The 21,991-nt window shown below is 52.8% G+C and carries 17 protein-coding genes; 5 read left to right on the top strand and 12 right to left on the bottom strand.

Annotated features, from left to right (window positions below):
* Positions 1-4: 4 nt before the first annotated feature.
* The 3 genes from OGX95_RS19030 to pmbA all read right to left on the bottom strand — a co-directional run bounded on the left by OGX95_RS19030 (position 5) and on the right by pmbA (position 2,480).
* A complete protein-coding gene (locus tag OGX95_RS19030; protein WP_016151467.1) occupies positions 5-313 on the bottom strand; it encodes a PRD domain-containing protein in 309 nt (102 codons plus the stop codon).
* A 347-nt stretch (positions 314-660) separates the two neighbouring features.
* Positions 661-1,047, bottom strand: a complete 387-nt coding sequence (gene cybC / locus OGX95_RS19025) for a cytochrome b562 (RefSeq protein WP_005134218.1) — start codon at positions 1,045-1,047, stop codon at positions 661-663.
* Positions 1,048-1,127: 80 nt separating this feature from the next.
* Positions 1,128-2,480, bottom strand: coding sequence for a metalloprotease PmbA (pmbA, locus tag OGX95_RS19020; protein ID WP_286630576.1), 1,353 nt, complete (start codon positions 2,478-2,480; stop codon positions 1,128-1,130).
* Positions 2,481-2,575: 95 nt separating this feature from the next.
* Here pmbA and yjgA point away from each other — a divergent pair, with 95 nt between their 5' ends.
* Positions 2,576-3,127, top strand: a complete 552-nt coding sequence (gene yjgA, locus OGX95_RS19015; protein ID WP_137378430.1) for a ribosome biogenesis factor YjgA — start codon at positions 2,576-2,578, stop codon at positions 3,125-3,127.
* 99 nt (positions 3,128-3,226) lie between these two features.
* Here yjgA and mpl read toward each other — a convergent pair whose 3' ends face one another.
* Positions 3,227-4,606, bottom strand: coding sequence for a UDP-N-acetylmuramate:L-alanyl-gamma-D-glutamyl-meso-diaminopimelate ligase (gene mpl / locus OGX95_RS19010; protein WP_286630575.1), 1,380 nt, complete (start codon positions 4,604-4,606; stop codon positions 3,227-3,229).
* A gap of 175 nt (positions 4,607-4,781) precedes the next feature.
* On the opposite strand from mpl, the gene fbp reads away from it, so the two are divergent.
* On the top strand, positions 4,782-5,780 hold the full coding sequence (gene fbp / locus OGX95_RS19005) for a class 1 fructose-bisphosphatase (protein WP_271440309.1): 999 nt from the start codon (positions 4,782-4,784) through the stop codon (positions 5,778-5,780).
* Positions 5,781-5,904: 124 nt separating this feature from the next.
* Here the strand turns inward: fbp and OGX95_RS19000 are convergent, their stop codons facing one another.
* The 5 genes from OGX95_RS19000 to ytfQ form a co-directional block, all read right to left on the bottom strand.
* Positions 5,905-7,017 carry a methyl-accepting chemotaxis protein gene (locus tag OGX95_RS19000; protein WP_286630574.1) on the bottom strand — a complete coding sequence of 371 codons (1,113 nt, stop codon included), beginning with the start codon at positions 7,015-7,017 and terminating at the stop codon, positions 5,905-5,907.
* A gap of 103 nt (positions 7,018-7,120) precedes the next feature.
* Entirely contained in the window at positions 7,121-8,122 is a 1,002-nt protein-coding gene (gene yjfF / locus OGX95_RS18995) for a galactofuranose ABC transporter, permease protein YjfF (protein WP_286630573.1), read from the bottom strand.
* Positions 8,109-9,131 (bottom strand): galactofuranose ABC transporter, ATP-binding protein YtfT, encoded by a 1,023-nt coding sequence (gene ytfT, locus OGX95_RS18990; RefSeq protein WP_271440306.1) that lies wholly within the window; start codon positions 9,129-9,131, stop codon positions 8,109-8,111. The genes yjfF and ytfT overlap by 14 nt, the downstream gene beginning before the upstream one ends.
* Before the next feature lie 13 nt (positions 9,132-9,144).
* The gene (ytfR, locus tag OGX95_RS18985) at positions 9,145-10,647 is read right to left on the bottom strand and encodes a galactofuranose ABC transporter, ATP-binding protein YtfR (RefSeq protein WP_286630572.1); all 1,503 of its coding nucleotides are present in this window, start codon (positions 10,645-10,647) and stop codon (positions 9,145-9,147) included.
* A 129-nt stretch (positions 10,648-10,776) separates the two neighbouring features.
* Complete coding sequence (gene ytfQ, locus OGX95_RS18980) at positions 10,777-11,733, bottom strand: galactofuranose ABC transporter substrate-binding protein YtfQ (protein ID WP_286630571.1); 957 nt, start codon at positions 11,731-11,733, stop codon at positions 10,777-10,779.
* Positions 11,734-12,042: 309 nt separating this feature from the next.
* Here ytfQ and ppa point away from each other — a divergent pair, with 309 nt between their 5' ends.
* The 3 genes from ppa (at position 12,043) to OGX95_RS18965 (ending at position 15,941) form a co-directional block, all read left to right on the top strand.
* The gene (gene ppa / locus OGX95_RS18975; RefSeq protein ID WP_005134479.1) at positions 12,043-12,570 is read left to right on the top strand and encodes an inorganic diphosphatase; all 528 of its coding nucleotides are present in this window, start codon (positions 12,043-12,045) and stop codon (positions 12,568-12,570) included.
* Positions 12,571-12,779: 209 nt separating this feature from the next.
* The gene (gene yncE, locus OGX95_RS18970) at positions 12,780-13,850 is read left to right on the top strand and encodes a 7-bladed beta-propeller protein YncE (protein ID WP_286630570.1); all 1,071 of its coding nucleotides are present in this window, start codon (positions 12,780-12,782) and stop codon (positions 13,848-13,850) included.
* An 81-nt stretch (positions 13,851-13,931) separates the two neighbouring features.
* Complete coding sequence (locus OGX95_RS18965) at positions 13,932-15,941, top strand: TonB-dependent receptor domain-containing protein (RefSeq protein ID WP_286630569.1); 2,010 nt, start codon at positions 13,932-13,934, stop codon at positions 15,939-15,941.
* Between the two features lie 57 nt (positions 15,942-15,998).
* Here the strand turns inward: OGX95_RS18965 and OGX95_RS18960 are convergent, their stop codons facing one another.
* The 3 genes from OGX95_RS18960 to tamA are packed head-to-tail and all read right to left on the bottom strand — an operon-like array spanning position 15,999 to position 21,852.
* Complete coding sequence (locus OGX95_RS18960; protein WP_048212859.1) at positions 15,999-16,343, bottom strand: gamma-glutamylcyclotransferase family protein; 345 nt, start codon at positions 16,341-16,343, stop codon at positions 15,999-16,001.
* 2 nt (positions 16,344-16,345) lie between these two features.
* Positions 16,346-20,122, bottom strand: coding sequence for an autotransporter assembly complex protein TamB (gene tamB / locus OGX95_RS18955; protein ID WP_286630568.1), 3,777 nt, complete (start codon positions 20,120-20,122; stop codon positions 16,346-16,348).
* On the bottom strand, positions 20,119-21,852 hold the full coding sequence (tamA, locus tag OGX95_RS18950; RefSeq protein WP_286630567.1) for an autotransporter assembly complex protein TamA: 1,734 nt from the start codon (positions 21,850-21,852) through the stop codon (positions 20,119-20,121). Before tamA ends, tamB begins: the two co-directional genes overlap by 4 nt.
* Positions 21,853-21,991 lie beyond the last annotated feature (139 nt).

Here is a 21,991-nt window from a genome sequence, read left to right as displayed (position 1 = left end):
CTCCTTAAAGGTTGTCTTTCGCGACTTCGAAGTGCACCGACAGCAGCCAGGCCTCTTCCTCAGGAAGATTGCCAAACTCGGCGACGACGTCGCGGGCAAGCGCCATTGATTCGGCAGATATTTCATCAAATAAGCTGGCATCGACTTCAGGTAGCGGTTCACCCGTGACCGAGCGGTGCGCCATGGCGCGAACGTGCGACGTCAGCATCTGTTCCTGTACAGCGTTGGGAATAATGTGGCGTTCACGCAGCAAGGCATACACCTGCGCCAGCATGCGGTCGGCCAGTTCCACCGATTCCCCCATGTCATTCATTACAGCTCCGTTATTCACTCGTCTTACCCCACTAATGGCTCTGAGGGTAAAGTAGCGGCGGAGGTTAAAAGTTTGTAGCGAGTTGTTTTCCACTTCGAAGTGGAAAGGGACGCAGCGACAGTGATCTGTGCCGCAAAAAGGACGGGATTCGCGATTTATCGCTGGAATAATGTGATTAAGATCGCAAGAAAAACAAGGAAAGTGGAGGCCAGAACGAACAATGCGTGGACGATAAAAATGAAAAAATGTGATGGGTATAGCGTTTACTTATGGGGAATTGTGTTGCCAGATAGCGACGCGATGGCGTTTTATCCGACCTGCAGACTACACAGGCCGGATACAACACATTAGCGGTACTTTTTGTGGTAAGCGTTGCGGGTTGTTTTCAGCTCTTCCGCTGCGGCTTTCGCCTCTGAGACTTTACCTTCATTCGCCAGTTTCAGCGCACCGTCGATCTGGCCAATCAGCGTGTCAAAACCGTGGCGGAAATCTTTCATCTCCGGGCTATCAGGGGATTTGCTTTCCAGCTTCGGCGGCGTTCCCTTCTGTGCATCCAGCGCAGCTGTACGCATTTTAGTTAACGCATCTTTTAGCTCGGTCGCGTTATCCGTTTTTTCAACGATCTTCAGGTTGTCGTTGAGGATCCCCATGTCGTCTTCAAGATCGGCTGCAAAGGCAGAAGAACCAAGAACCAGCGTTGAAGCCGCGACGATCGCTAACAGGTGTTTACGCATTGCTCACTTCCTTTTTATTATTAAAAAATAACGCCAGATACCCTAAATCATTCGAGCAGCAGCTTGAAGTATGACGGGTATTACTGCCCGGCGATCTTCATCTCCGGCAACAGTACCGAACCACACTGTATATTGCTGCGGGTTTCAATATCATTACCGACGGTGACGATATTTCGCCACATATCTTTTAAGTTACCGGCGATGGTAATTTCGCTCACCGGGTACTGAATTTCGCCATTTTCAACCCAGAAGCCCGCCGCGCCGCGCGAGTAGTCTCCGGTAATACCGCTCACGCCCTGCCCCATCAGCTCAGTCACCACCAGGCCGGTGCCCATCTCTTTGATCAACTGCTCGAAGCTTAGTCCCTGCCCCGGAATTCGCCAGTTGTGAATACCGCCAGCATGGCCGGTGCTCTTAAGCCCCAGCTTACGCGCAGAGTAGTTGGTCAGCAGCCACTGGGTCAGCACGCCGTCTTTAATAATGTCACGGCGTTCCGTACGCACGCCTTCGCTGTCAAATGGCGAAGAGGCCAGTCCTTTCAGCAGGTGCGGATGTTCTTCAATGGTCAGCCATTCCGGCAGAATTTGTTTGCCCAGCGAGTCTAACAGGAAGGTCGATTTACGATACACCGAGCCACCCGCAATGGCGCCGACGAGGTGTCCAAACAGCCCGGTCGCCACTTCATTGGCGAAAATAACCGGCGCTTTCATGGTGGAGAGCTTACGCGGCGACAGGCGCGATAACGTGCGACGCGCACAGTCGGCCCCCACCCATTCCGGCGTTTGCAGATCGCCCATCGCCCGGCCAATCGTGTAGGCATAATCGCGTTCCATATCGCCATTTTCTTCCGCGATCACGCAGCTGGAAAGAGAGTGACGCGTAGAGCAGTAGCCCTGCAACATGCCATGGCTGTTACCAAACACTTTGATGCCATAGTGGCTGTTAAAGCTGCCGCCTTCGGTATTAGTAATGCGCTTATCGGCCTGCAACGCCGCTTGCTCAGCACGCGCTGCCAGTTCGATAGCTTCATCAGGCGAGACCTCCGCCGGATGGAACAGGTCTAAATCGGGGGCATCAAAGGCCAGCAGTTCTTTATCCGCCACGCCTGCGCACGGATCCGGTGAAGTGTAACGGGCGATATCCAGCGCGGCCTGCACGGTACGCGCAATCGCCTGCGGGCTTAAATCAGTGGACGATGCGCTGCCCTTACGGTTCTGGTGATAAACCGTAATCCCCAGCGCACCATCGCTATTGAATTCTACGTTCTCCACTTCACCATAACGGGTGCTGACGCTAATACCCGTGGTCTTGCTTACAGCGACTTCCGCGCCATCCGACTGACCTGACGCTAATTCCAGTGCTGTCGAGACTGCTTCTTCCAGAATCTTACGCTGCGCTTCAACTTGTGAGATTACTTTCATCGCAAATGCCATAATGTAGAGAGAGTTTCTCTGAAGTCTAACAGAGAACCGTTTTTCAGTGCGCATCTTAACTGGTAACATTAGCCTCTTTTTTTAAGGAGCCTGACATGACTAAGCAGCCCGAAGACTGGCTCGACGACGTTCCCGGTGATGACATCGAAGACGAAGACGATGAAATTATCTGGGTCAGTAAAAGTGAAATTAAACGTGACGCCGAGGAGTTAAAACGCCTGGGTGTGGAACTGGTCGAACTGGGGAAAAACGCGCTGGATAAAATCCCGCTCGATGCGGATTTACGTGCCGCAATTGAGTTGGCCCAGCGTATTAAGATGGAAGGACGCCGCCGCCAGCTGCAGCTCATTGGTAAGATGTTGCGCCAGCGCGATGTCGATCCAATCCGCCAGGCACTGGACAAGCTGAAAAACCGTCACAACCAACAGGTTGTGCTGTTTCATAAGCTTGAGCAGCTGCGCGATCGCCTGATCGTCGAAGGTGATGATGCCGTAGAAGAAGTGCTGAACCTGTGGCCAACCGCCGATCGCCAGCAGCTTCGCTCTCTGGTTCGTAATGCGAAGAAAGAGAAAGAAGGCAACAAGCCGCCGAAATCAGCACGTCAGATCTTCCAGTATCTGCGTGAACTGGCGGAAAACGAAGCGTAATTTCATACGTTGAAAGCGCCGGATGGCACATATGCCTTATCCGGCCCACAAGGTCGAAAAATCGTAGGCCCGGTAATCATCAGCGCTACCGGGCTTTTTTTACTTTTCCGCTTCTGCCTGCGCTTTCTTCGCCAGACCATCCAGCAGTTTTTGATGAATACCGCCAAACCCACCGTTGCTCATGACCAGAATATGATCGCCGGGCTGTGCGGTTTTCACTACCATATCCGCCAGCGCATCCACATCACCACTCCAGTGAGCTGGCTGGACGCAGGCTTCAGCGACTTCCGCTACCTGCCACGGAATATGCGGTGGTTGCAGCAGGAATACTTCGTCCGCTCGGCCTAATGATGGCGCGAGATCGTCTTTGCACAGTCCCATTTTCATGGTGTTAGAGCGAGGTTCCAGCACCGCAATAATGCGTGCCGTGCCGCCAACTTTCCCACGTAGCGCCGCAAGCGTTGCCAGAATAGCGGTTGGGTGATGAGCAAAATCGTCATAGACCGTCACGCCGTGCGCTTCACCACGCAGTTCAAGACGACGACGAGCGTTAATGAACGAGCCTAGCGCATTCGCCGCATCGGCTGGCAGCACTCCCACGTGACGGGCTGCCGCAATCGCCATCAGGCCATTGTGCATATTGTGTTCGCCAACCAGGCCCCACTTCACAACACCGGCTTTTTCACCGTCCAGCCACACTTCCCACTCAGAAGCATCGGTGGTCAGTTTTTTCGTCTGCCAGCGCCCCTGCTCGCCCACCAGCTCCTGTTCGCTCCAGCATCCCATCGCCATCGTCTGTTTCAGATTGATGTCGTTTTCCGGGTAGATGATGCGTCCCTGACCCGGCACGATGCGCACCAGGTGATGGAACTGTTTCTGAATCGCTTTCAGATCGTCAAAGATGTCCGCGTGATCGAACTCAAGGTTGTTGAGGATCAGGGTTCGCGGGCAGTAATGCACAAATTTGGAACGCTTATCGAAGAAGGCGCAGTCGTACTCATCCGCTTCAATCACGAAAAAGTTGCTTTCACCCAGACGCGCGGAAACGTCAAAATTACCCGGCACACCGCCGATCACGAATCCCGGTTTATAACCACAGGCTTCGAGGATCCAGGTTGCCATTCCAGCCGTAGTCGTTTTGCCGTGCGTCCCCGCCACCGCCAGTACCCAGCGATCGCGCAACACAAAGTCATGCAGCCATTGCGGGCCAGACATGTATGGAATGTTCTTCTCCAGCACCGCTTCCACGCAGGGATTACCACGGGTCATCGCATTACCGATGATCACCAGGTCCGGCTGTGGATCGAGCTGACTGGCATCGTAACCCTGAATCAGGGAGATACCTTGTTTCTCAAGTAAGGTACTCATCGGCGGATACACATTGGCGTCCGAACCCGTTACTTCATGACCGAGCGAGCGTGCCAGCATCGCCAGACCGCCCATGAAAGTGCCACAAATTCCCAAAATATGAATGCGCATACGTCACTATCCTTTTTTAATCCGGGGGCCATTTTACGCACATGTCTGGCAACTGAGAAACGCATTTCAGGATATTCCGTAGTTTGCTGGCGCGATTCACCTGAGCGCGATAGCTGAAATATTTGTTAATATTGTTGCGGTCGCTTTACTCCACATAAATTGCAGGGAAAGTGTTATGAAAACGTTAGGTGAATTTATTGTCGAAAAGCAGCACGAGTTTTCTCATGCTACCGGTGAACTCACTGCTTTGTTGTCGGCAATAAAGCTGGGCGCCAAGATCATCCACCGCGATATCAATAAGGCCGGTCTGGTCGATATCCTGGGTGCCAGCGGTGCAGAGAACGTGCAGGGAGAGGTGCAACAAAAACTCGATCTGTTCGCAAACGAAAAACTGAAAGCTGCACTGAAGGCGCGCGACATTGTGGCGGGTATTGCCTCAGAAGAAGAAGATGAAATCGTCGTCTTTGAAGGCTGTGAACACGCAAAATACGTTGTGCTAATGGATCCACTGGATGGCTCATCCAACATCGATGTAAACGTCTCTGTCGGTACGATTTTCTCTATTTACCGCCGCGTAACACCTGTCGGCACACCGGTCACGGAAGAGGATTTCCTGCAGCCGGGCAACAAACAGGTTGCTGCGGGTTACGTTGTTTATGGTTCATCCACCATGCTGGTGTACACCACCGGTTGTGGCGTACACGCCTTCACCTACGATCCTTCTCTGGGCGTATTTTGCCTCAGCCAGGAACGTATGCGTTTCCCGGCAAAGGGAAGCACTTACTCCATTAACGAAGGCAACTACATCAAATTCCCGAATGGCGTGAAGAAATACATTAAATTCTGCCAGGAAGAAGATAAGGCCACTCAGCGCCCGTACACCTCGCGCTACATTGGCTCTCTGGTTGCAGATTTCCATCGCAACCTGCTGAAAGGTGGGATCTATCTGTACCCAAGCACCGCCAGCCACCCGCAAGGGAAACTGCGTCTGCTGTACGAATGCAACCCGATGGCCTTCCTGGCCGAGCAAGCGGGCGGCAAGGCAAGCGATGGTAAAGACCGTATTCTGGATATCACCCCAGAAAGTCTGCACCAGCGTCGCTCTTTCTTCGTCGGTAACGACCATATGGTGGACGATGTAGAGCGCTTTATCCGCGAGTTCCCGGACGCATAAACGCAACATCCCAGTCTACATCATGTTGTTGGCCGGATAAGCGAAGCACCATCCGGCACGATACGTAATATTGCCGGATAGCGGCGTAAACGCCTTTATCCGGCCTACAAAATCCATAGCCCGATTACGACACCTGTAACCGGAACGCTGCCATCGCTTCCAGCAGCGCATGCGACTGCTCTTCCAGTGAGCGGGTAGCTGCTGAAGACTGCTGTACCAACGCCGCATTCTGCTGCGCCGTTTCATCCATCTGACTCACCGCAATATTCACCTGCTCAATCCCACGGCTCTGCTCCTGAGACGCGCTGGCAATTTCACGCATCAGCCTGGTCATACGCATAACCTCGGTCGCGATTTCATCCATGGTTTCACCCGCCTGTTGCGCCAGTTCACTTCCCTCACCCACATGCGTATGGGAATCGCTAATCAATGTACGGATCTCTTTTGCCGCCTCGGCGCTACGGCTGGCAAGATTGCGTACTTCCCCTGCTACCACCGCAAAACCACGGCCTTGCTCACCCGCGCGCGCCGCTTCAACGGAGGCATTGAGTGCCAGGATATTGGTCTGGAAAGCAATACCGTCAATCACACTAAGGATATCGGCAATTCGGCTGGAGCTGCCGGAAATATCGCGCATTTTTTCAATTACATAGCACACCATCTCACTGCCCCGATCGGCGGTATCCGATACCGATTTCGCCAGCTGATGCGCCTGTTCTGCGTTTTCCGCATTTTGTTTCACGGTCGCGGTGAGTTCTTCCATACTGGCAGCAGTCTGTTCCAGCGACGTGGCGGTGGATTCTGTACGTTGCGCCAAATGCTGGTTACCGGCGCTCAATTCGCGGCTGCCAACATCAATTTGCGAGCTGGCTTCACGCACACGCTGCACAGAATCCCCCAACGCATGGCGCATTTCATCCATTGCAGCGTTAAGGCGGTTGAATTCAGCGCTGGCCGATAACGTGCTAACAGGCGACAAATCGCCTGTCGCCAGACGTTCCAGCTGTTCAATAATGTTATCCAGGGGTTTAAGAAACTTATTTCGCAGCATAAACCAAATGACCGCCAGCAACGCAATAGCAGCCAACATAGCAGCACTCATAATACCGTGATAAACCAAAGAGTTAATAACTCGGGTAGCGGCATAAAGCCCCATACCGCCGGTCAGCAACAGAAGAAACGTCAGCAGAGACAATAACACCAACAAACTTGATCGAATTGAAAGGGATTTTGGCATCGTTATATTTCCGGTTGTAGGGATAAAACAGACCTGTACAGAACCTATCGACTACAACCGGAAAAAGTTTAGGTATTTAAATGTTTCCTGGAAAATCATGATGTTACTTTGGTACTTCAGCCGTGCTCACGCGGGTGACCGGCGAGCTCTGACGATTTTCCCAAAGTACCGTGAGACCACGTTGTAAGGCAATAAAAATAAACAATAAAATGCCAATCGCGATTTTTGTCCACCAGGAACTTAATGTGCCATCAAAATTAATATAGGTCTGAATCAGCCCCTGAATGGCAACCCCAAATAAGGTACCTAAAACCGTACCAACCCCACCGCTGAGCAACGTACCGCCAATCACTACCGAGGCAATAGCATCCAGTTCTACCCCGACACCTGCCAGCGCATAACCGGCCTGGGTATAAATGGAAAAGACGATTCCGGCCAGCGTCGCAAGCCCGGTAGACAGCATATAGATGCGGATTGTCGTGCTGCGGGTTGAGATCCCCATCAGGTTGGCCGAAGTGGCGTTGCCGCCAATGGCATAAACTTGATTACCAAAGCGCGTACGGTGTGCCAGGAATATACCGATGATGACGACCCCTAGCATCAGCAATCCCATCGCACTCAGGCGACCACCGCCGGGGATCTTCCATGCCAAACTGGAGAGGGCGTCATAAACAGGATGGTTGATCGGAATCGACTCTTCGGAAATCAGATAGCTAACACCGCGCAGGAAGAACATCCCCGCCAGGGTAATGATAAATGCCGGGATCTTCAGGGCATCAATCAGCAACCCCATAAACGCACCAAACGCACAGCCCATTGCCAGAATCAAAGGAAACGCCAGCAGTGGCGAAATCCCCCAGTAACCAATCGCCTTTGCTAAAAATACACCCGTAAAGGCAATCACCGACCCGACGGAAAGATCGATCCCCCCGGAGAGAATGACGAAAGTCATACCCACGGCGATAATCCCTAAAAAGGCGTTATCAGTCAGAATATTGCAGATCACCCGGGTGGAGGCAAAAGCCGGAAATTGCGTCAGGCAGTAGAGGTAGCCCAAAATAAAGACCCCGAGGGTGATCATCAGCGGTAAATTACGTTTTATCACGACCGCGTACTCCTTTTATCAGGCTGATAAAGCGTTGTGACTGCACGACCAGCACGCACAACACCACGATGGCTTTGACCACCTGATTCAGTTCCGGCTGAAAGCCCGACAGTAAAATCCCGGTGTTCATCCCCTGAATGATCAACGCGCCAATTACCGATAGCAGCAGGTTAAAACGTCCGCCCATCAGCGAACCACCGCCAATAACCACCGCCAGGATGGCATCCAGCTCCAGCCATAACCCGGCGTTATTGGCATCAGCTCCGCGAATATCTGCGGTGACGATAATCCCGGCAATCGCCGCGCACAGGCCGCTCAGTACATAGGTAAGCATCACAATGATGCGGGTGTTGACCCCGGCATTTTTCGCCGCGCGAATGTTGATGCCTACCGCTTCAATAAACATGCCCAGCGCCGTTTTTCGGGTCAGCAACCAGAACACCACCAGCGTTAGCAATGCGATAATCACGGGCGTGGGGAACAGTAAGAGCGAGCCACTGCCAAACCACGACAGATCAGGGGAGTTGAAGGTGACGATCTGCCCGGAGGTGATCAACTGCGCAACACCGCGCCCAGCCACCATCAGGATCAGCGTCGCGACAAACGGCTGGATCTTGAGGATCGCCACCAGAATCCCGTTCCACAATCCCGCCAGAAGACCGGAGCCTAAGGCAGCAAGCAGCACCACGGGTAAGCTGTGCCCGGCAACCGTCATCGCAGCGGTTGTCGCCCCCGCAATGGCCATCACCGCCCCAACAGAAAGATCGATGCCGCCAGTGGCAATCACCAGCGTCATGCCAATCGCCAGCAGCGCCACGGGCGCTGCGCGGTTGAGAATATCAATCGGGCTGCCGAACAGGCGGCCATCCTGCAAAATCACCTGATAGAAGTGCGGAGCGACCAGGCTATCCACCAGCAGCACCAACAGCAGCGCCACCAGTTGTGGCATTCCCTTTGGCCAGCGAAACCGCCGCTCAGGCGGATTGGATTGAGGGAGAGATTGAGGCATCACCATAGTCTCCTTAGGCCGCAATGGCGTTCATGATCGCCGGTACGGACAATTCAGCCAGCGGGATCTCGGCTACCTGTTTGCGATCGCGCATGATAATGACCCGATCGGCATAACCCACTAACTCTTCCAGTTCGGATGAAATCACCAGCAGCGCCAGACCGTCGGCGCACAGCGTTTCGATCAGGCGGATGATCTCAGCATGCGCGCCGACATCGATCCCCCGCGTGGGTTCATCGAGGATCAGGAACTGCGGTTTGGTCAGCAACCAGCGCGAGAGCAAGACTTTTTGCTGATTGCCGCCGGAGAGAAACTCAATCGGCTGTTCGGCATTAGGCGTACGGATACCGAGCTGACGAATAAAGCGCTCGGCGATCTCGTTTTGTTCTTTTCGCGCAATGGGCCGTAGCCAGCCGCGCTGCGCCTGCAGGGCCAGAATGATATTTTCACGCACCGAAGCCGCGGCAATGATGCCATCCGTTTTGCGATCCTCCGGGCAGAAGCCGATCCCCAGACACGAAGCCTGATGCGGCGATCGCAGTACCTGCGGTTTACCTTTGATCAGCGCGCTACCGCTGTCAGCAGGTTTAATACCGAAGATCACTTCCGCCGTTTCTGTTCGTCCCGATCCCAGCAGCCCCGCCAGCCCAACGATCTCGCCGGGACGAACCTGCAGATCGAACGGTGCAATCGTGCCTTTCTTACCAAAATCACTGAATGCCGCCACCGGTTTTTCGCTCAGCAATGTACGGCCCGCGCGCTGTAGTGCATGGGTATCCAGTTCACGACCGAGCATCATTTTCACCAGTTCGATCTGCGGCAATTCGCGGGTTTCACGACAGCCAACAAACCCGCCGTTACGCAGGACAGTGATGCGATCGCTGACCTGGTATACCTGATCGAGGAAATGGGTGACGAAGATCAGACTGACGCCACGATCGCGAAGATGGCGCATCAGACCGAACAGCATTTCAACTTCCTGGGTGTCCAGGCTGGCGGTGGGTTCATCGAGGATCAGCACTTTCGCAGAGAGATCGATCGCCCGACAGATGGCGACTATCTGCTGCATCGCCACCGAAAAACGGTTCAGCGGCTCGCGTACATCAAGCGAAAAACCGTAAGAAGCCATCAGCTCCGCGGCACGCTTTTCCATTTGCTTGCGTTGCAACAAACCGAAGCGCCGCGGCTCACGACCAATAAACAGATTATCTGCCACCGACATATTGGGCAGCAGGTTTACTTCCTGATATACGGTTCCAATCCCCAGTTGCTGGGCATGAGCGGTATTCTTAGGGGAGATGGTCTGGCCTTCAAGCCAGATCGTGCCGCGATCGGCATGATAAACGCCGGTCAGCGCTTTGATCAGCGTCGATTTTCCGGCCCCGTTTTCTCCCAGCAGCGCCATAATCTCGCCACGACGCAAACTGAAATCCACATTATCCAGCGCCTTAACGCCGGGAAAGAATTTGCTTAATCCTTCGGTGCGGAGGATTTCCTGATGTTGTTCGGTGACCATGGCATTCCTCCGGCATTGTTTAAACCGGTCTGGCTGTAGGCCGGATAAGGCGCATTTGCATCGCCATCCGGCATCTCAACGCCTGATGGCGCTGCGCTTATCAGGCCTACGGGTTGTGCTCAGTGAAAACTAGTAGCCCATGTTTTTCTTCTTCTCTAACTCTTCTTTCGCCGTATCCGGCAGATAGAGGATGGATTTGGTAATGGTTAGCTTCTCAGGCATCGTGCCGTCTTTCTTGAATTTCTCCAGCGCATCGAATGCTGGCCCTGCCATATTTGGCGTCAGCTCGACGCTGGCGTTGGCTTCGCCATCAATCATCGCTTTATAGATATCCGGCACGCCGTCGATTGAACCAGTCAGAATATCTTTGCCCGGCTTCAGACCCGCTTCTTTAATCGCCTGGATAGCCCCGATCACCATGTCATCGTTATGAGCGTAAACCATGCAGATGTTCTTGCCGTTGTTTTCAGCTTTGATAAAGCTCTCCATGACTTCTTTACCTTTGCTGCGGGTGAAGTCTCCGGACTGAGAGCGAATAATTTTGATGTTTGGCGCGCTGGCGATAGCTTCGGCAAAACCTTTTTTACGGTCAATCGCCACGCTGGCACCAACGGTCCCTTGCAGCTCAACCACGTTACACGGTTTGCCGTTCACCTCTTTAATCAGCCAGTCGCCGATTAATTTACCTTCCAGCACGTTATTGGCAGTAACGGTAGTCATATAGAGAGATTTGTCTTTTACATCGATGGAACGATCGAGCAAAAAGACCGGAATGTCGGCATCTTTCGCTTCTTTTAACACCGGCTCCCAACCCGTTGCCACCACCGGCGCAATGAAGATGGCATCCACACCCTGCGCAACAAATGAGCGTACGGCTTTAATCTGGTTTTCCTGTTTTTGCTGGCCGTCAGCGATTTTCAGCGTAATACCACGCTTTTCGGCCTCGCTTTTCGCCACATTGGTTTCCGCCGCGCGCCAGCCGGATTCAGAGCCAACCTGCGAAAATCCTACGGTTAAAGGGGCTGCCATTGCCATAGACGACATGGCTGTCGAAACTGCTGTGACTAAAAGTAAGCGCTTCCACATAAGTGCATCCTCGTAGGGTGATTATTGTTGATTAATAAACAGTCGCGAAAAAACTATAGACAATTGAGCATGTAACGAATTGCGTTACATCACACTTCAAAAAAGTAAATAAAACGTTAATCACAACTTTGTAATCGCTTTCATATCACTATGAAAAATGCAGCTGAAGATATGGATTTTTCTGTCATTAAAGAGAAGAAAAAAGAAGAAAATGTGCGCCGTGAAATCGAAAACAAGCGGAGACATTCGGCGCGAGTTGGCTATAATACCCGCCACTTGTTTGCCATAGCTTATTTAAAGGAAACAGACATGAGCTTACTCAACGTCCCTGCCGGTAAAGATCTGCCGGAAGATATCTACGTTGTTATCGAGATCCCTGCAAACGCAGATCCGATCAAATACGAAGTTGACAAAGAGAGCGGCGCCCTGTTCGTTGACCGCTTCATGTCCACCGCGATGTTCTATCCGTGCAACTACGGTTACATCAACCACACCCTGTCTCTGGATGGTGACCCGGTAGACGTTCTGGTCCCGACTCCGTACCCGCTGGAACCAGGTTCTGTCATTCGTTGCCGTCCGGTTGGCGTACTGAAAATGACCGACGAATCCGGTGAAGATGCAAAACTGGTTGCCGTGCCGCACACCAAACTGAGCAAAGAATACGATCACATCAAAGATGTGAACGACCTGCCGGACCTGCTGAAAGCGCAGATCACTCACTTCTTCGAGCACTATAAAGACCTCGAAGCGGGCAAATGGGTGAAAGTTGACGGTTGGGACAACGCTGAAGCAGCTAAAGCTGAAATCGTTGCTTCCTTCGAGCGCGCGAAGAAATAATTTCGTCTGCGCTGAAAACCCTGAACACCAGCCTCTGGTTAGTAAGGGTTTTTTTATGCCTGTACTTTCCCTTCCTTCATTTCCCCGGTAGCTCACTGGTTTCTTTTTGACCTACCAGATTGGGTAGTCACATTTCATTTATCTTATTTGCGAATGAGATTAGATCTCATTATCATTCGCAACACGTAAATAAATGTGAATAAAAGTCAATGAACCTCCACACTGTGAAGTCCCTGAAACACTATTCCGGCGTAGCACTCGTCACGGCGCTGTTATTTACCAGCCTGCCCAGTACGGCAGAGACGCTGCCTGAAAAAAATTTTCTGACCCACGATGTCGGTAACGGCGTATATGAACTGGCGGTTGATAGTCAGCAGAACTCGCTTTTTGCCGCCTCGTCTCCGTCATTTGATAAAGACAAAACCAGCGGGCTTATCTACAAGCTCGATCTGGAAAAGCTCACCACCACCGAACTCATCAAGACCAGCCGCCGTGCCTTTGCAACGGCGATGGATGAAGAAAATCAGGTGCTGTACGTCGGTAATACGCTGGAAGGTTCAGTCACCTTAATCGATACCCGCAGCGGTAAAGAGTTGGCGATACTGCAACTGAGCGAAACCAGCAACCCGAAAGACATTGTCCATACCCGTGAAATGGTGCTCGATACACAGCATCACCGCCTGTATGTTTCCGGCGTGGCTGAAAAAGGCATTGTATGGGTCGTGGATACACAAAAACGTGAAAAAATTGCCACTCTTGAAAACATGGGTCAGTACCCGACCGGTATGGCCGTTGATGCTGATAAAGATCGCTTGTATGTCGTGAATGGCCGAAATGAACTGATTACGCTGGATACCACCAGCCTTAAAATTATTAACCGTTTTACCATTGAATCTGACAAAAAACATTTCTTCCTGAATATCGCGCTTGATACCAAAAATAATCGAGCGTTCCTCACCGATCCGGATTTAGCGGATGTTCTGGTCGTCGACATTAATACCGGTAAGGTCATTGCACCGATCAAGGTCATTAATTCACTGGCCGTAATTTATAACGAAAAACGCCAGGAAGTGTATATCACCCACCGCAATGCAAAACGTATCAGCATCGTGGACAGCAAGACCTATCAGGTGAAACAAAGCATCGAAACTCAGGCGTTACCTAACAGTCTGGCGCTTTCGGCTGATGCTAACACCTTGTATGTCAGTGTAAAGCTGTCGGAAAAGATGATTGGCATAAAACCCGACTACGTTCTGAAAATCGATCTGTCTAAATTCTAACAATCAATATTATTTTCCACCTTGCCGCTATTCTAAGCAGCAAGGTGATGCCTTATTTTTTCTTTTCAGGTGTCTTATATTATGAAAACGCGTCAACTTATTACGCTGACGGGGATCGTTGCATTCTCAGGCGGCGTTATCTTTCCCTCACAGGCCGAGGAATTAAGCGAGGCCTCCCGCAATACCGAAGATGAAATGGTGATCACCGCATCAGGTTTCTCACAGCAGAAACGAGAAGCCCCTGCCACAATTTCAGTAATCGACCGTAAAACACTGGATATTCAGCCGGACCGTAACATCGGTGAAGCCATTAAAAATCTTCCCGGTGTCTCAGTCACGAACAGCAGCGGCATGAACGCGGGCAGCATTATGATCCGCGGTATGGACCCGTCTTACACGGCCTTCATGGTTAACAGCGTCAAACAGAATACCGGTGAGTCGCGCCCCTACGGCCATGATATTGGTACCGAAGCCAACTTCTTACCACCTATGGAAGCCATTGAGCGTATCGAGGTTATTCGCGGGCCGATGTCATCGCTGTACGGTTCAGACGCTATCGGTGGCGTCGTCAACGTCATCACCAAAAAGCCTTACGGCGCGAAAGACTGGACGACGGCGATTGCGGCGAATACCTGGCTTCAGGAACACCAGTATCTTGGCAATACCAGTCAGATGAACCTGTTTACAATGGGTCCCCTTGTCCCTGATGTGCTGGGTTTAAGCGTGGCGGCGGACTGGCTCGACCGCCGCGATGACGATCGCAATAATTATTTTGGCAAACATAACCGAAAATCCATTGATATGACGCTGGGCCTGGCTGCCAGCGAAAATAACCTGTTTGATCTCAACGTGGTCACCGGTGAGCAGGAGAAAAATCGCACGCAGAAACGCGGTGCGCCGTGGTCATGGCTGTTCGATCGTAATGCCGCAACCCTGACGCATACCGGCTGGTATGCAGACGACACTATCGCGACGACCAACTACATCAACTACGAAAAGGGCCGTTCGAAGTACGTTTATGACAGCCAGTCGCCGCAGTATGTGCAGATGGAAAACTACGTCGCCAACTCGCAAACTACCTTCACGCTCGACAACCATAAACTGACCATCGGGGCGAATTTTACCCGCGAAGAGTTAAATGACCGCTTTGATGTGGCTAACAAAACGCTGCCCGGCTCAGAGCCGGTAACCAAAATCAGCCGCAACGGCTGGGCGCTGTTTGCTGAAGATGGCTGGAGTATTGACGATTTCATCCTGACCACCTCGGCGCGTATGGATCAGGACGATAACTTTGGTACGCATATTACGCCAAAAATGTACGGCAACTGGGCCTTCAGCGATGCATGGGCGCTGAAAGGCGGCGTCTCCGCCGGGTATAAAAAACCGGAACTGCGGGCAACGTCCAGCGACTTCGTCACCCCTTACGGTTCCACCGTTCCCTATCCCTTCCTGACGGTGGGCAATGACAATCTAAAACCGGAGAAAAGCGTTAACTCTGAATTAGGTCTGTACTGGACGGGCGATGTCCTGTCGCTGGATAGCACCGTTTTCTATACGCAATTCAAAGACAAGATTGCGGAACAAACCATTTGTGAAACCACGGCGACCAACCAGTGCTCGGTGAATGGTTACAACGCCGACTCCGTCAGTAAATACTTTAACGTCAGCGAAGCCGATGTGTACGGCATTGAGCTGAATGCTGACTGGCAGATTAGTGCTGACCTCAAAGCCAACGCCAACTACACCTGGAACCACAGCGAGCAGAAAAGTGGCGTCAACAAAGGTTACGCGCTGAACGATTATCCACGTCATATGGCGAATCTGTCGCTGACCTGGGCGGCGACACAAAGTCTTGATGTGTGGAGTACGGTGAACTATCGCAGCAGTAACCGCAACAGCGGCAATAACTATAAGTACGATGACTACACAATGGTTGATGTGGGCGTACGTTATCAGCTCAACAAGCACACGCAGCTGATGGCTGGGGTCTACAACGTGTTGGATGAAGATCCGAAGCTGACTACCGCGTGGAACGAATCCGCTCAGGTAGAAGGCCGTCGCTATAATCTCGGCGCGCGCGTAGAGTTTTAAGCCTTAAATAAACAACGCCACCCGAAGGCGGCGTTGTTTATTCTCGTAGTCGATATATCAGTACTGGTCTCGGTCTAACCAGTTACCGCTTTCAATCAGCGTTAATCCCTCGACTGAACGTTGGTACACGTACATCCATGCACTTCCGTACGGCGTCTGAATTAACTGGCGTGCATATTCGCCACCTCGCGTACGCAGAGCGTCAAGCTCTGCCAGCGTGGCGTTGTCAATACGATAAACTTCCCCGTGTACCGTTCCGTTCCCCGGAACTGCGCCTGGATAGTGGCCCAGGCTATACAACTGGTAGTTGTCGATACTGAAATTTCCCAGCAACAGGGCATTGGTCATCCAGTGGCTGTTGCCTTGTTTGGTTCGTAAACTGCCGTAGACAAATATTCGCATTGCTAAAACTCGAACTGATAGAGCAAATCAAGTGCCTGATCTACGCCAGACACGGCTTCCAGATATAGCTTAGGCATCAGACGATAACGTAGCGTGAGTGTCGCTAAAGAGTCAAATATACCCACACCATATTTCACCTGCAGACCTGGCAGTACGTATCCGCTGACAACCACCTGAGAGGAGTCACCCACCCCTTGCGTGTCCAGTGCCAGATTGCTTACGCCAAATGTCTCCCCGATTTTACCCACAACCTGACCACTTTGTGCAACCCCCAGGCCAATAAGCATTGATGTCATCGCCGCACTATCGCTCTGCTCGCTGTCCAGCCCTTGCCCACGTAACAGATAAGAGAGGGCCATTTGCTGTGACATTGCCGGATCGGAGAAGATTTCCGCTTTCGGTTCATCTGCCGTACCCGTCACGCGAACACCGGCGATAACGTCATCTTCAGTCGCATCCGGGTTACGAATCGCCTCGATATTAAGCAACGGCTGGTCCGGAGGACCAGAGAATAACAGCTCACCTTTGCGAACTATCAGGTCCTGACCATAAGCATGGAAGCGGCCGCTCGGAATATTAATTTGTCCGTTCAGCCCCAGCCCCTGCTTATCCTGCGCCACTTTGAGATCGCCCGTCAGACGCGCTTTCAGACCAAAGGCATCGATGCGAACGTTGTTGCCGACGTGGATGTTCAGGTTGCTGTTGATCGGAATACCGGCGCTTTGCGGCTTCTCTGGCTGCAGGTTATCGTTGAGCATCACCATATCGCTGGAGACCCCTACCGCACTTTCCGGCAGGTCATGCACCACAATACGCGCCCACGGCACGTCTACGTTGCCATCAAGGGTAAACAGGCTCGGCGTGGCTTCGAAGACCACATCCGGCGAGACGTCCAGACGAACCATCGGCGGCACGGTGATACGCACGCGGCTGCCTTTGGCTGCAACACGCGCCCGCCAGTTATCTATCTGGCTCCAGTCGGCCTCGCCACTGAGGTTAATCTGCCCCTGCTGCGTACGCACCACGCCCGCCAACGTCGAACGCGTTCCGTTGAAGTTCACAGCCAGCTGGCTGGGCTGCATATCAAACGGCATAAAGTTACCATCAATATCCAGGCCGCTAAGCTGCAGCTGTCCAAGCAGCTGCGGACTTTGCACGTCACCGCCGAGGCGCAGGTTGGCGTTAAGCATCCCTGCGGCTTTTTCGCCACGCGAGAAGATGGGATTCACCATCGCCAGATTGAAGTTACGGATGTTGACGTTACCGCCAAGATTGCGTCGTCCTTGTGGATCGCTTATCTGCACCTGGCCGTCAAACTGGCCGTTATTGGTCAGGCGAATCAGCCAGCCCAACTCGGCACGGTTGTTGTGCAGATCAGCGGTCAGGTTCAGCGTCTCAAACGCGACCGGTAACGCGGCATCGTTTACGCTCTGGGTGACCTTCACGTTACGCCCACTTAGCGTCACTTGTCCCTGCGGCAGCCCCTCTTTAGTGGTGTCCCAGCTCACGTCAGCCTTACCGGTGAACACACCGCTGGCCTGCGTGGTATCCGGCATAAACGGTTTCAACATCGCCAGGTCGAAGCGGTTCAGGTTAACCACCGCGCGACCTTCCGCCCCGGCATCGATCGTCTGCGGTACGCACAGTTCCGCATTTGGGTTATTCCAGCAGTGTGGCCCAATACTGATTTTCTGCTCCTGGTTACGGTAATCCAGCGCAATCGCACGGTTAAGCGACCACGGACCGACCGGCGTCTGGAAGCGGGTATTGCTCAACGTCCCTTTCCAACGCTGTTCTTTGCGATCGAAGCTGCCGGCCAGATCCAGTTGCCCGGAAACCGGCTCCCCCTGAATGCGTAGCTGTAATTCATGCTGCTTTTCACTGCCTTTCGCGTTCAGAGTGACCAGCCCGATATTGACGTCAGGTTGCACAATCCGCTCTACGCGCACGTTGAGGTTACCGGCAATCTGTTCCGCCGATTTCACATCGCCTTCTACGCGCACCTGGGCCACGGAAAGCTCCTGCCAGCGCAGTCCACGAGCGGTGATATCCGCCAGCAGCTGTGGTGCCTCGACCGTACCGCGAACTTTAATCAGTCCTTTTGCCGTACCACCTAACCCCGGCAGTGCGTTATCCAGATTCGGGGCATCAATCGTCGCATCCAGATTGAGATCTTTAACCCCCAGTTCCCCTTTTACCTCAGCGCTGTTGCGCCCCAGTTCCAGGTGCAGGCCCGGAATGGTCCACTGCAGGTAGCTATTCCCCTTCAGTGAGCCGTTCACATTAACCTTATTCTGTTTCACATTCCCGGTCAGCTTCAGTTCCGGAACATCCATCTGCCAGCTTCCGCCATACAGACTGCCGCGCGTTTTCACCAGACCATTCAGTTTTGACGGCCAGTCAGGGATCTCTTTTGCCGTATTGATGCCATCCAGCGTCAGCTCTCCGCGCCAGCTAATGGCCTGCTGCCAGTCCACCAGTGCCTTCAGCTCTGTTTTTCCTTCCAGCGCCGCAATACTGAGTTTGTCGAGATTGATCTGTTGTTCGTTACCTTTGGCATCCAGCGTAATGGTGGCCGGAGGGATATCCTGCCCTTTCACGGCGGTGCGCATCGATAACGTGTAGTCGGTCATTTTGCCGGTCAGCTTGAGCTTGATATCATCGGCCTGGAACTGCTTATCGCCGGTAAACGGCCAGTAAATCTGCTTGCTGACCACTTCCAGATTGAGCGGTAATCCCGCTTCCGCCAGACGCGTTTGCGCACGCAGATCCATATCCACCGGACCAGACAGATTCACACCGACTTCCAGCTGCTCACGCAGCGCGCCACCGACCTTCAGCTTCACCTTTTCGCCTTTTAACGGCTCGATGTTCAGCGTACTGTTCAGCGTAATATCAACCGGCCAGTTGTTGGTCAACTGCGCCGTACCGCTGGCGTTCACCTGGCCCTGGCTGGAGTCGATATCCAGCGCATCGAGCCTCATATTGCCGTCAATGCTGCTCACCTTCAGCAGCATGCTATGCACTGTCAGGTCAGTATCCCCGGTCACTCGCAGCTGTTCACCGCGGAATTCTTCAATATTGAGATTCAGCGGCAGATGGACATCGGTCATTTCCGGCAAAACAGGCTTTGAGAACAGGTCTTTCAGCGTTTCGCCCAGCGGTTTCTCATCCGGCTGCGGGTTCTGGATCTTCGGTTCCACCACCTCTTCCTGCGCCACGTCCGCCACTTTAGGCAGCGCGATCAGCAGGCCCTGTAATGACGTAGGCTTCAGGGTCAGCGTTTTTTCCTGCCAGTTGAGGCCGGAGGTGAAATCCAGGACGGACACCGTGGTGTCATCGATTTTGATATTGATGTTATTAAGCGCCACGCGAGAAAGCGTGATCGGATAAGGTGTGGAGAGGTTCAGCGGGCCACTGTCTTCTTCCTCAACCGGCGCGGCAGGCGGCATCTTTTTACTGTCGATAGCCACGTTGATGTCTTTCAGCGACAGATCGTTGACGCACAGGCTGCTGTTCCACAGACAGTTGAGTCCCACGGCCAGATGCACTTCACCGGCATTCACCGCCACACCAGGCTGGTCGTAGCGGATATTTTTTAGCGACAGATCCCGCCAGCCGCCGGTGACATGACCAATTTCCAGCCCAGGCACCCAGCGATTAGCTGCTTTGAAGATCAAATGCAGGCCCGAGGTTGTCCCTACCAGGAACGCCACAGTGCCTAATAACAGCAGGATAAAAACCAGTACGCCGAGGCTTATCTTCTTCCATAAACTCATAATTCAGGCCCCAGACCGATGTAAAACTGTAAACCATGCTCATCTTTGTCTCCGACAGGGACGGCAAAATCGAGCTTGATAGGCCCCACCGGAGACTGCCAGCGTACACCGACCCCGGCACCGGTTTTGAAATCGCTTCTGCGGATATCGCTGACCGCTTCGCCGCTATCGACAAACATCGCACCCCACCATTTCCCGGTCACGTTATACTGATATTCCAGAGAGCCCGTCGCCAGCTTCGAGGCCCCTTTCAGCTTACCGTCACTGCCTTCAGGCGAAATAGATTTGTATTTGTAGCCGCGGATACTGCGATCGCCCCCGGCGAAGAAACGCAGATCCGGCGGTACTTTGTCGAAGTCACCGGTTTCAATCCAGCCGAGATTACCGCGCATCACAAAACGGTGCTTGTCGTACAGTGTACGGATCCAGACGTTCTGCGCCTGGAAGACGGAGAAATCAACATCTGAACCCCAGGCAGTATTCGAATAGTCAATGGAATAACGCTGGGAATCCCCCCAGACAGGCATCAGGCCGCCGCGCGAGCGCGTCCGGCTAATCATCACACCCGGATAGAGCAACATCGTCGTGTTGGTGACGTCACCCTGGGTAAAGTGGTCGAGGCTCCAGCGCAGGTTGATTGCACGCTGCCAGCCACTCGACAGATCCCAGTAGCGGGAGACCGCGAGCGTGGTGGAATCCTGCTCGGTGTCGTTTAAATCGGTACGCTTAAAGCCCCCCTGCACCAGGTAATACTGCTCCAACGGGTTCTTTAACAGCGGCATTTTATAGCTGAAATCAAGGACCTGCTCTGGCGCAGAAATACTGGCACTGGTGGTCAGGCTATGGCCCCAGGAGTTCATCCACGGCTTTTTCCACGAGGTTTTCAACCGCGGCCCGACGTCAGTTGAATAACCGACCCCGGTTTCGATGGTATTTTCGGTGCGCGGCGAGACCACGCCTTTTAGCGGCAGTACTTTGGTTTCACGGGCTTTATCAAATTCGGGCGCCACCACCACGGAATTAAACCATCCGGTTGCCGAAAGACGACGGTTTAGCTCTGCCAGATCTTTTGATTCGTACTCTTTACCTTCTTTGAAAGGTACCAGGTTTTGCAGGTATTCATCGCGAATTTGCGAGCCTTCAAAGGTGACATGGCCAAAGCGGTAGCGCTCTCCGCTGTTGTAATCAATATCCCAGAATGCCTGGCGGCGATCGAGTGCAATTCCGAGCTGACTTTTATTAAATTCGCTGTCGAAATAGCCTTTACGTAACGCCACACTGGTGAGCGACTTTTTGAAGCTGTCATAATCGCCTTGATTCAGCACAGTGCCAATTGCCGGACGCGTTTTCAGCAAATCCAGGTAATCTTTATCCGTACGCGCGCCACCGCGCAGAATCACCTCAGTGCCGCCAATCAGTACCGGTTCGCCGGGCGTCACTTTGGCAATCAGCACCTGACGTCCTTTCGCCGGTGGTGGACGTAACTCAAAATCAATGGTCGGCTCAAAGTAGCCCAGCGCTTTTAGCCCTTCGCGGATAGCATCATCGACGCGCGCACGAAAACGCCGGTCTGGTGTGACTTCGTCACTCTGAATCGTGGACAGCTGCGCACGGACGTTTTTCTCCAGCGGTCCTGACAATCCTTCGACCTGTAAGCGAACATTCGCAGCGGCGGCAGAGCCACTTAAGCACAGTAATCCCACCCAACATAACTGACGGATATGTGGCACATTTTCTCCTGAATATCCTTTTTTCCCACCCCTGGAAAAAAATACTATGCCGTTCCTCGGCTTAACAAAAAATCAACAATAAGAGTTGAAAAACAGACGACAACCCAAATATTTCTTATGTTTAACTCTAGACGCATTC

The organism is Citrobacter sp. Cu233, assembly GCF_030332225.1.
Taxonomy (GTDB): domain Bacteria; phylum Pseudomonadota; class Gammaproteobacteria; order Enterobacterales; family Enterobacteriaceae; genus Citrobacter.
The sequence above is the reverse complement of the archived record's forward strand: the minus strand, read 5'-3'. Positions and strand labels throughout refer to the sequence as shown.

Coding starts and splice junctions, on each gene's coding strand:
- OGX95_RS19030 (WP_016151467.1), bottom strand. CDS start 313: ATGAATGACATGGGGGAATCGGTGGAACTGGCCGACCGCATGCTGGCG.
- cybC (WP_005134218.1), bottom strand. CDS start 1,047: ATGCGTAAACACCTGTTAGCGATCGTCGCGGCTTCAACGCTGGTTCTT.
- pmbA (WP_286630576.1), bottom strand. CDS start 2,480: ATGGCATTTGCGATGAAAGTAATCTCACAAGTTGAAGCGCAGCGTAAG.
- yjgA (WP_137378430.1), top strand. CDS start 2,576: ATGACTAAGCAGCCCGAAGACTGGCTCGACGACGTTCCCGGTGATGAC.
- mpl (WP_286630575.1), bottom strand. CDS start 4,606: ATGCGCATTCATATTTTGGGAATTTGTGGCACTTTCATGGGCGGTCTG.
- fbp (WP_271440309.1), top strand. CDS start 4,782: ATGAAAACGTTAGGTGAATTTATTGTCGAAAAGCAGCACGAGTTTTCT.
- OGX95_RS19000 (WP_286630574.1), bottom strand. CDS start 7,017: ATGCCAAAATCCCTTTCAATTCGATCAAGTTTGTTGGTGTTATTGTCT.
- ytfT (WP_271440306.1), bottom strand. CDS start 9,131: ATGCCTCAATCTCTCCCTCAATCCAATCCGCCTGAGCGGCGGTTTCGC.
- ytfR (WP_286630572.1), bottom strand. CDS start 10,647: ATGGTCACCGAACAACATCAGGAAATCCTCCGCACCGAAGGATTAAGC.
- ytfQ (WP_286630571.1), bottom strand. CDS start 11,733: ATGTGGAAGCGCTTACTTTTAGTCACAGCAGTTTCGACAGCCATGTCG.
- ppa (WP_005134479.1), top strand. CDS start 12,043: ATGAGCTTACTCAACGTCCCTGCCGGTAAAGATCTGCCGGAAGATATC.
- yncE (WP_286630570.1), top strand. CDS start 12,780: ATGAACCTCCACACTGTGAAGTCCCTGAAACACTATTCCGGCGTAGCA.
- OGX95_RS18965 (WP_286630569.1), top strand. CDS start 13,932: ATGAAAACGCGTCAACTTATTACGCTGACGGGGATCGTTGCATTCTCA.
- OGX95_RS18960 (WP_048212859.1), bottom strand. CDS start 16,343: ATGCGAATATTTGTCTACGGCAGTTTACGAACCAAACAAGGCAACAGC.
- tamB (WP_286630568.1), bottom strand. CDS start 20,122: ATGAGTTTATGGAAGAAGATAAGCCTCGGCGTACTGGTTTTTATCCTG.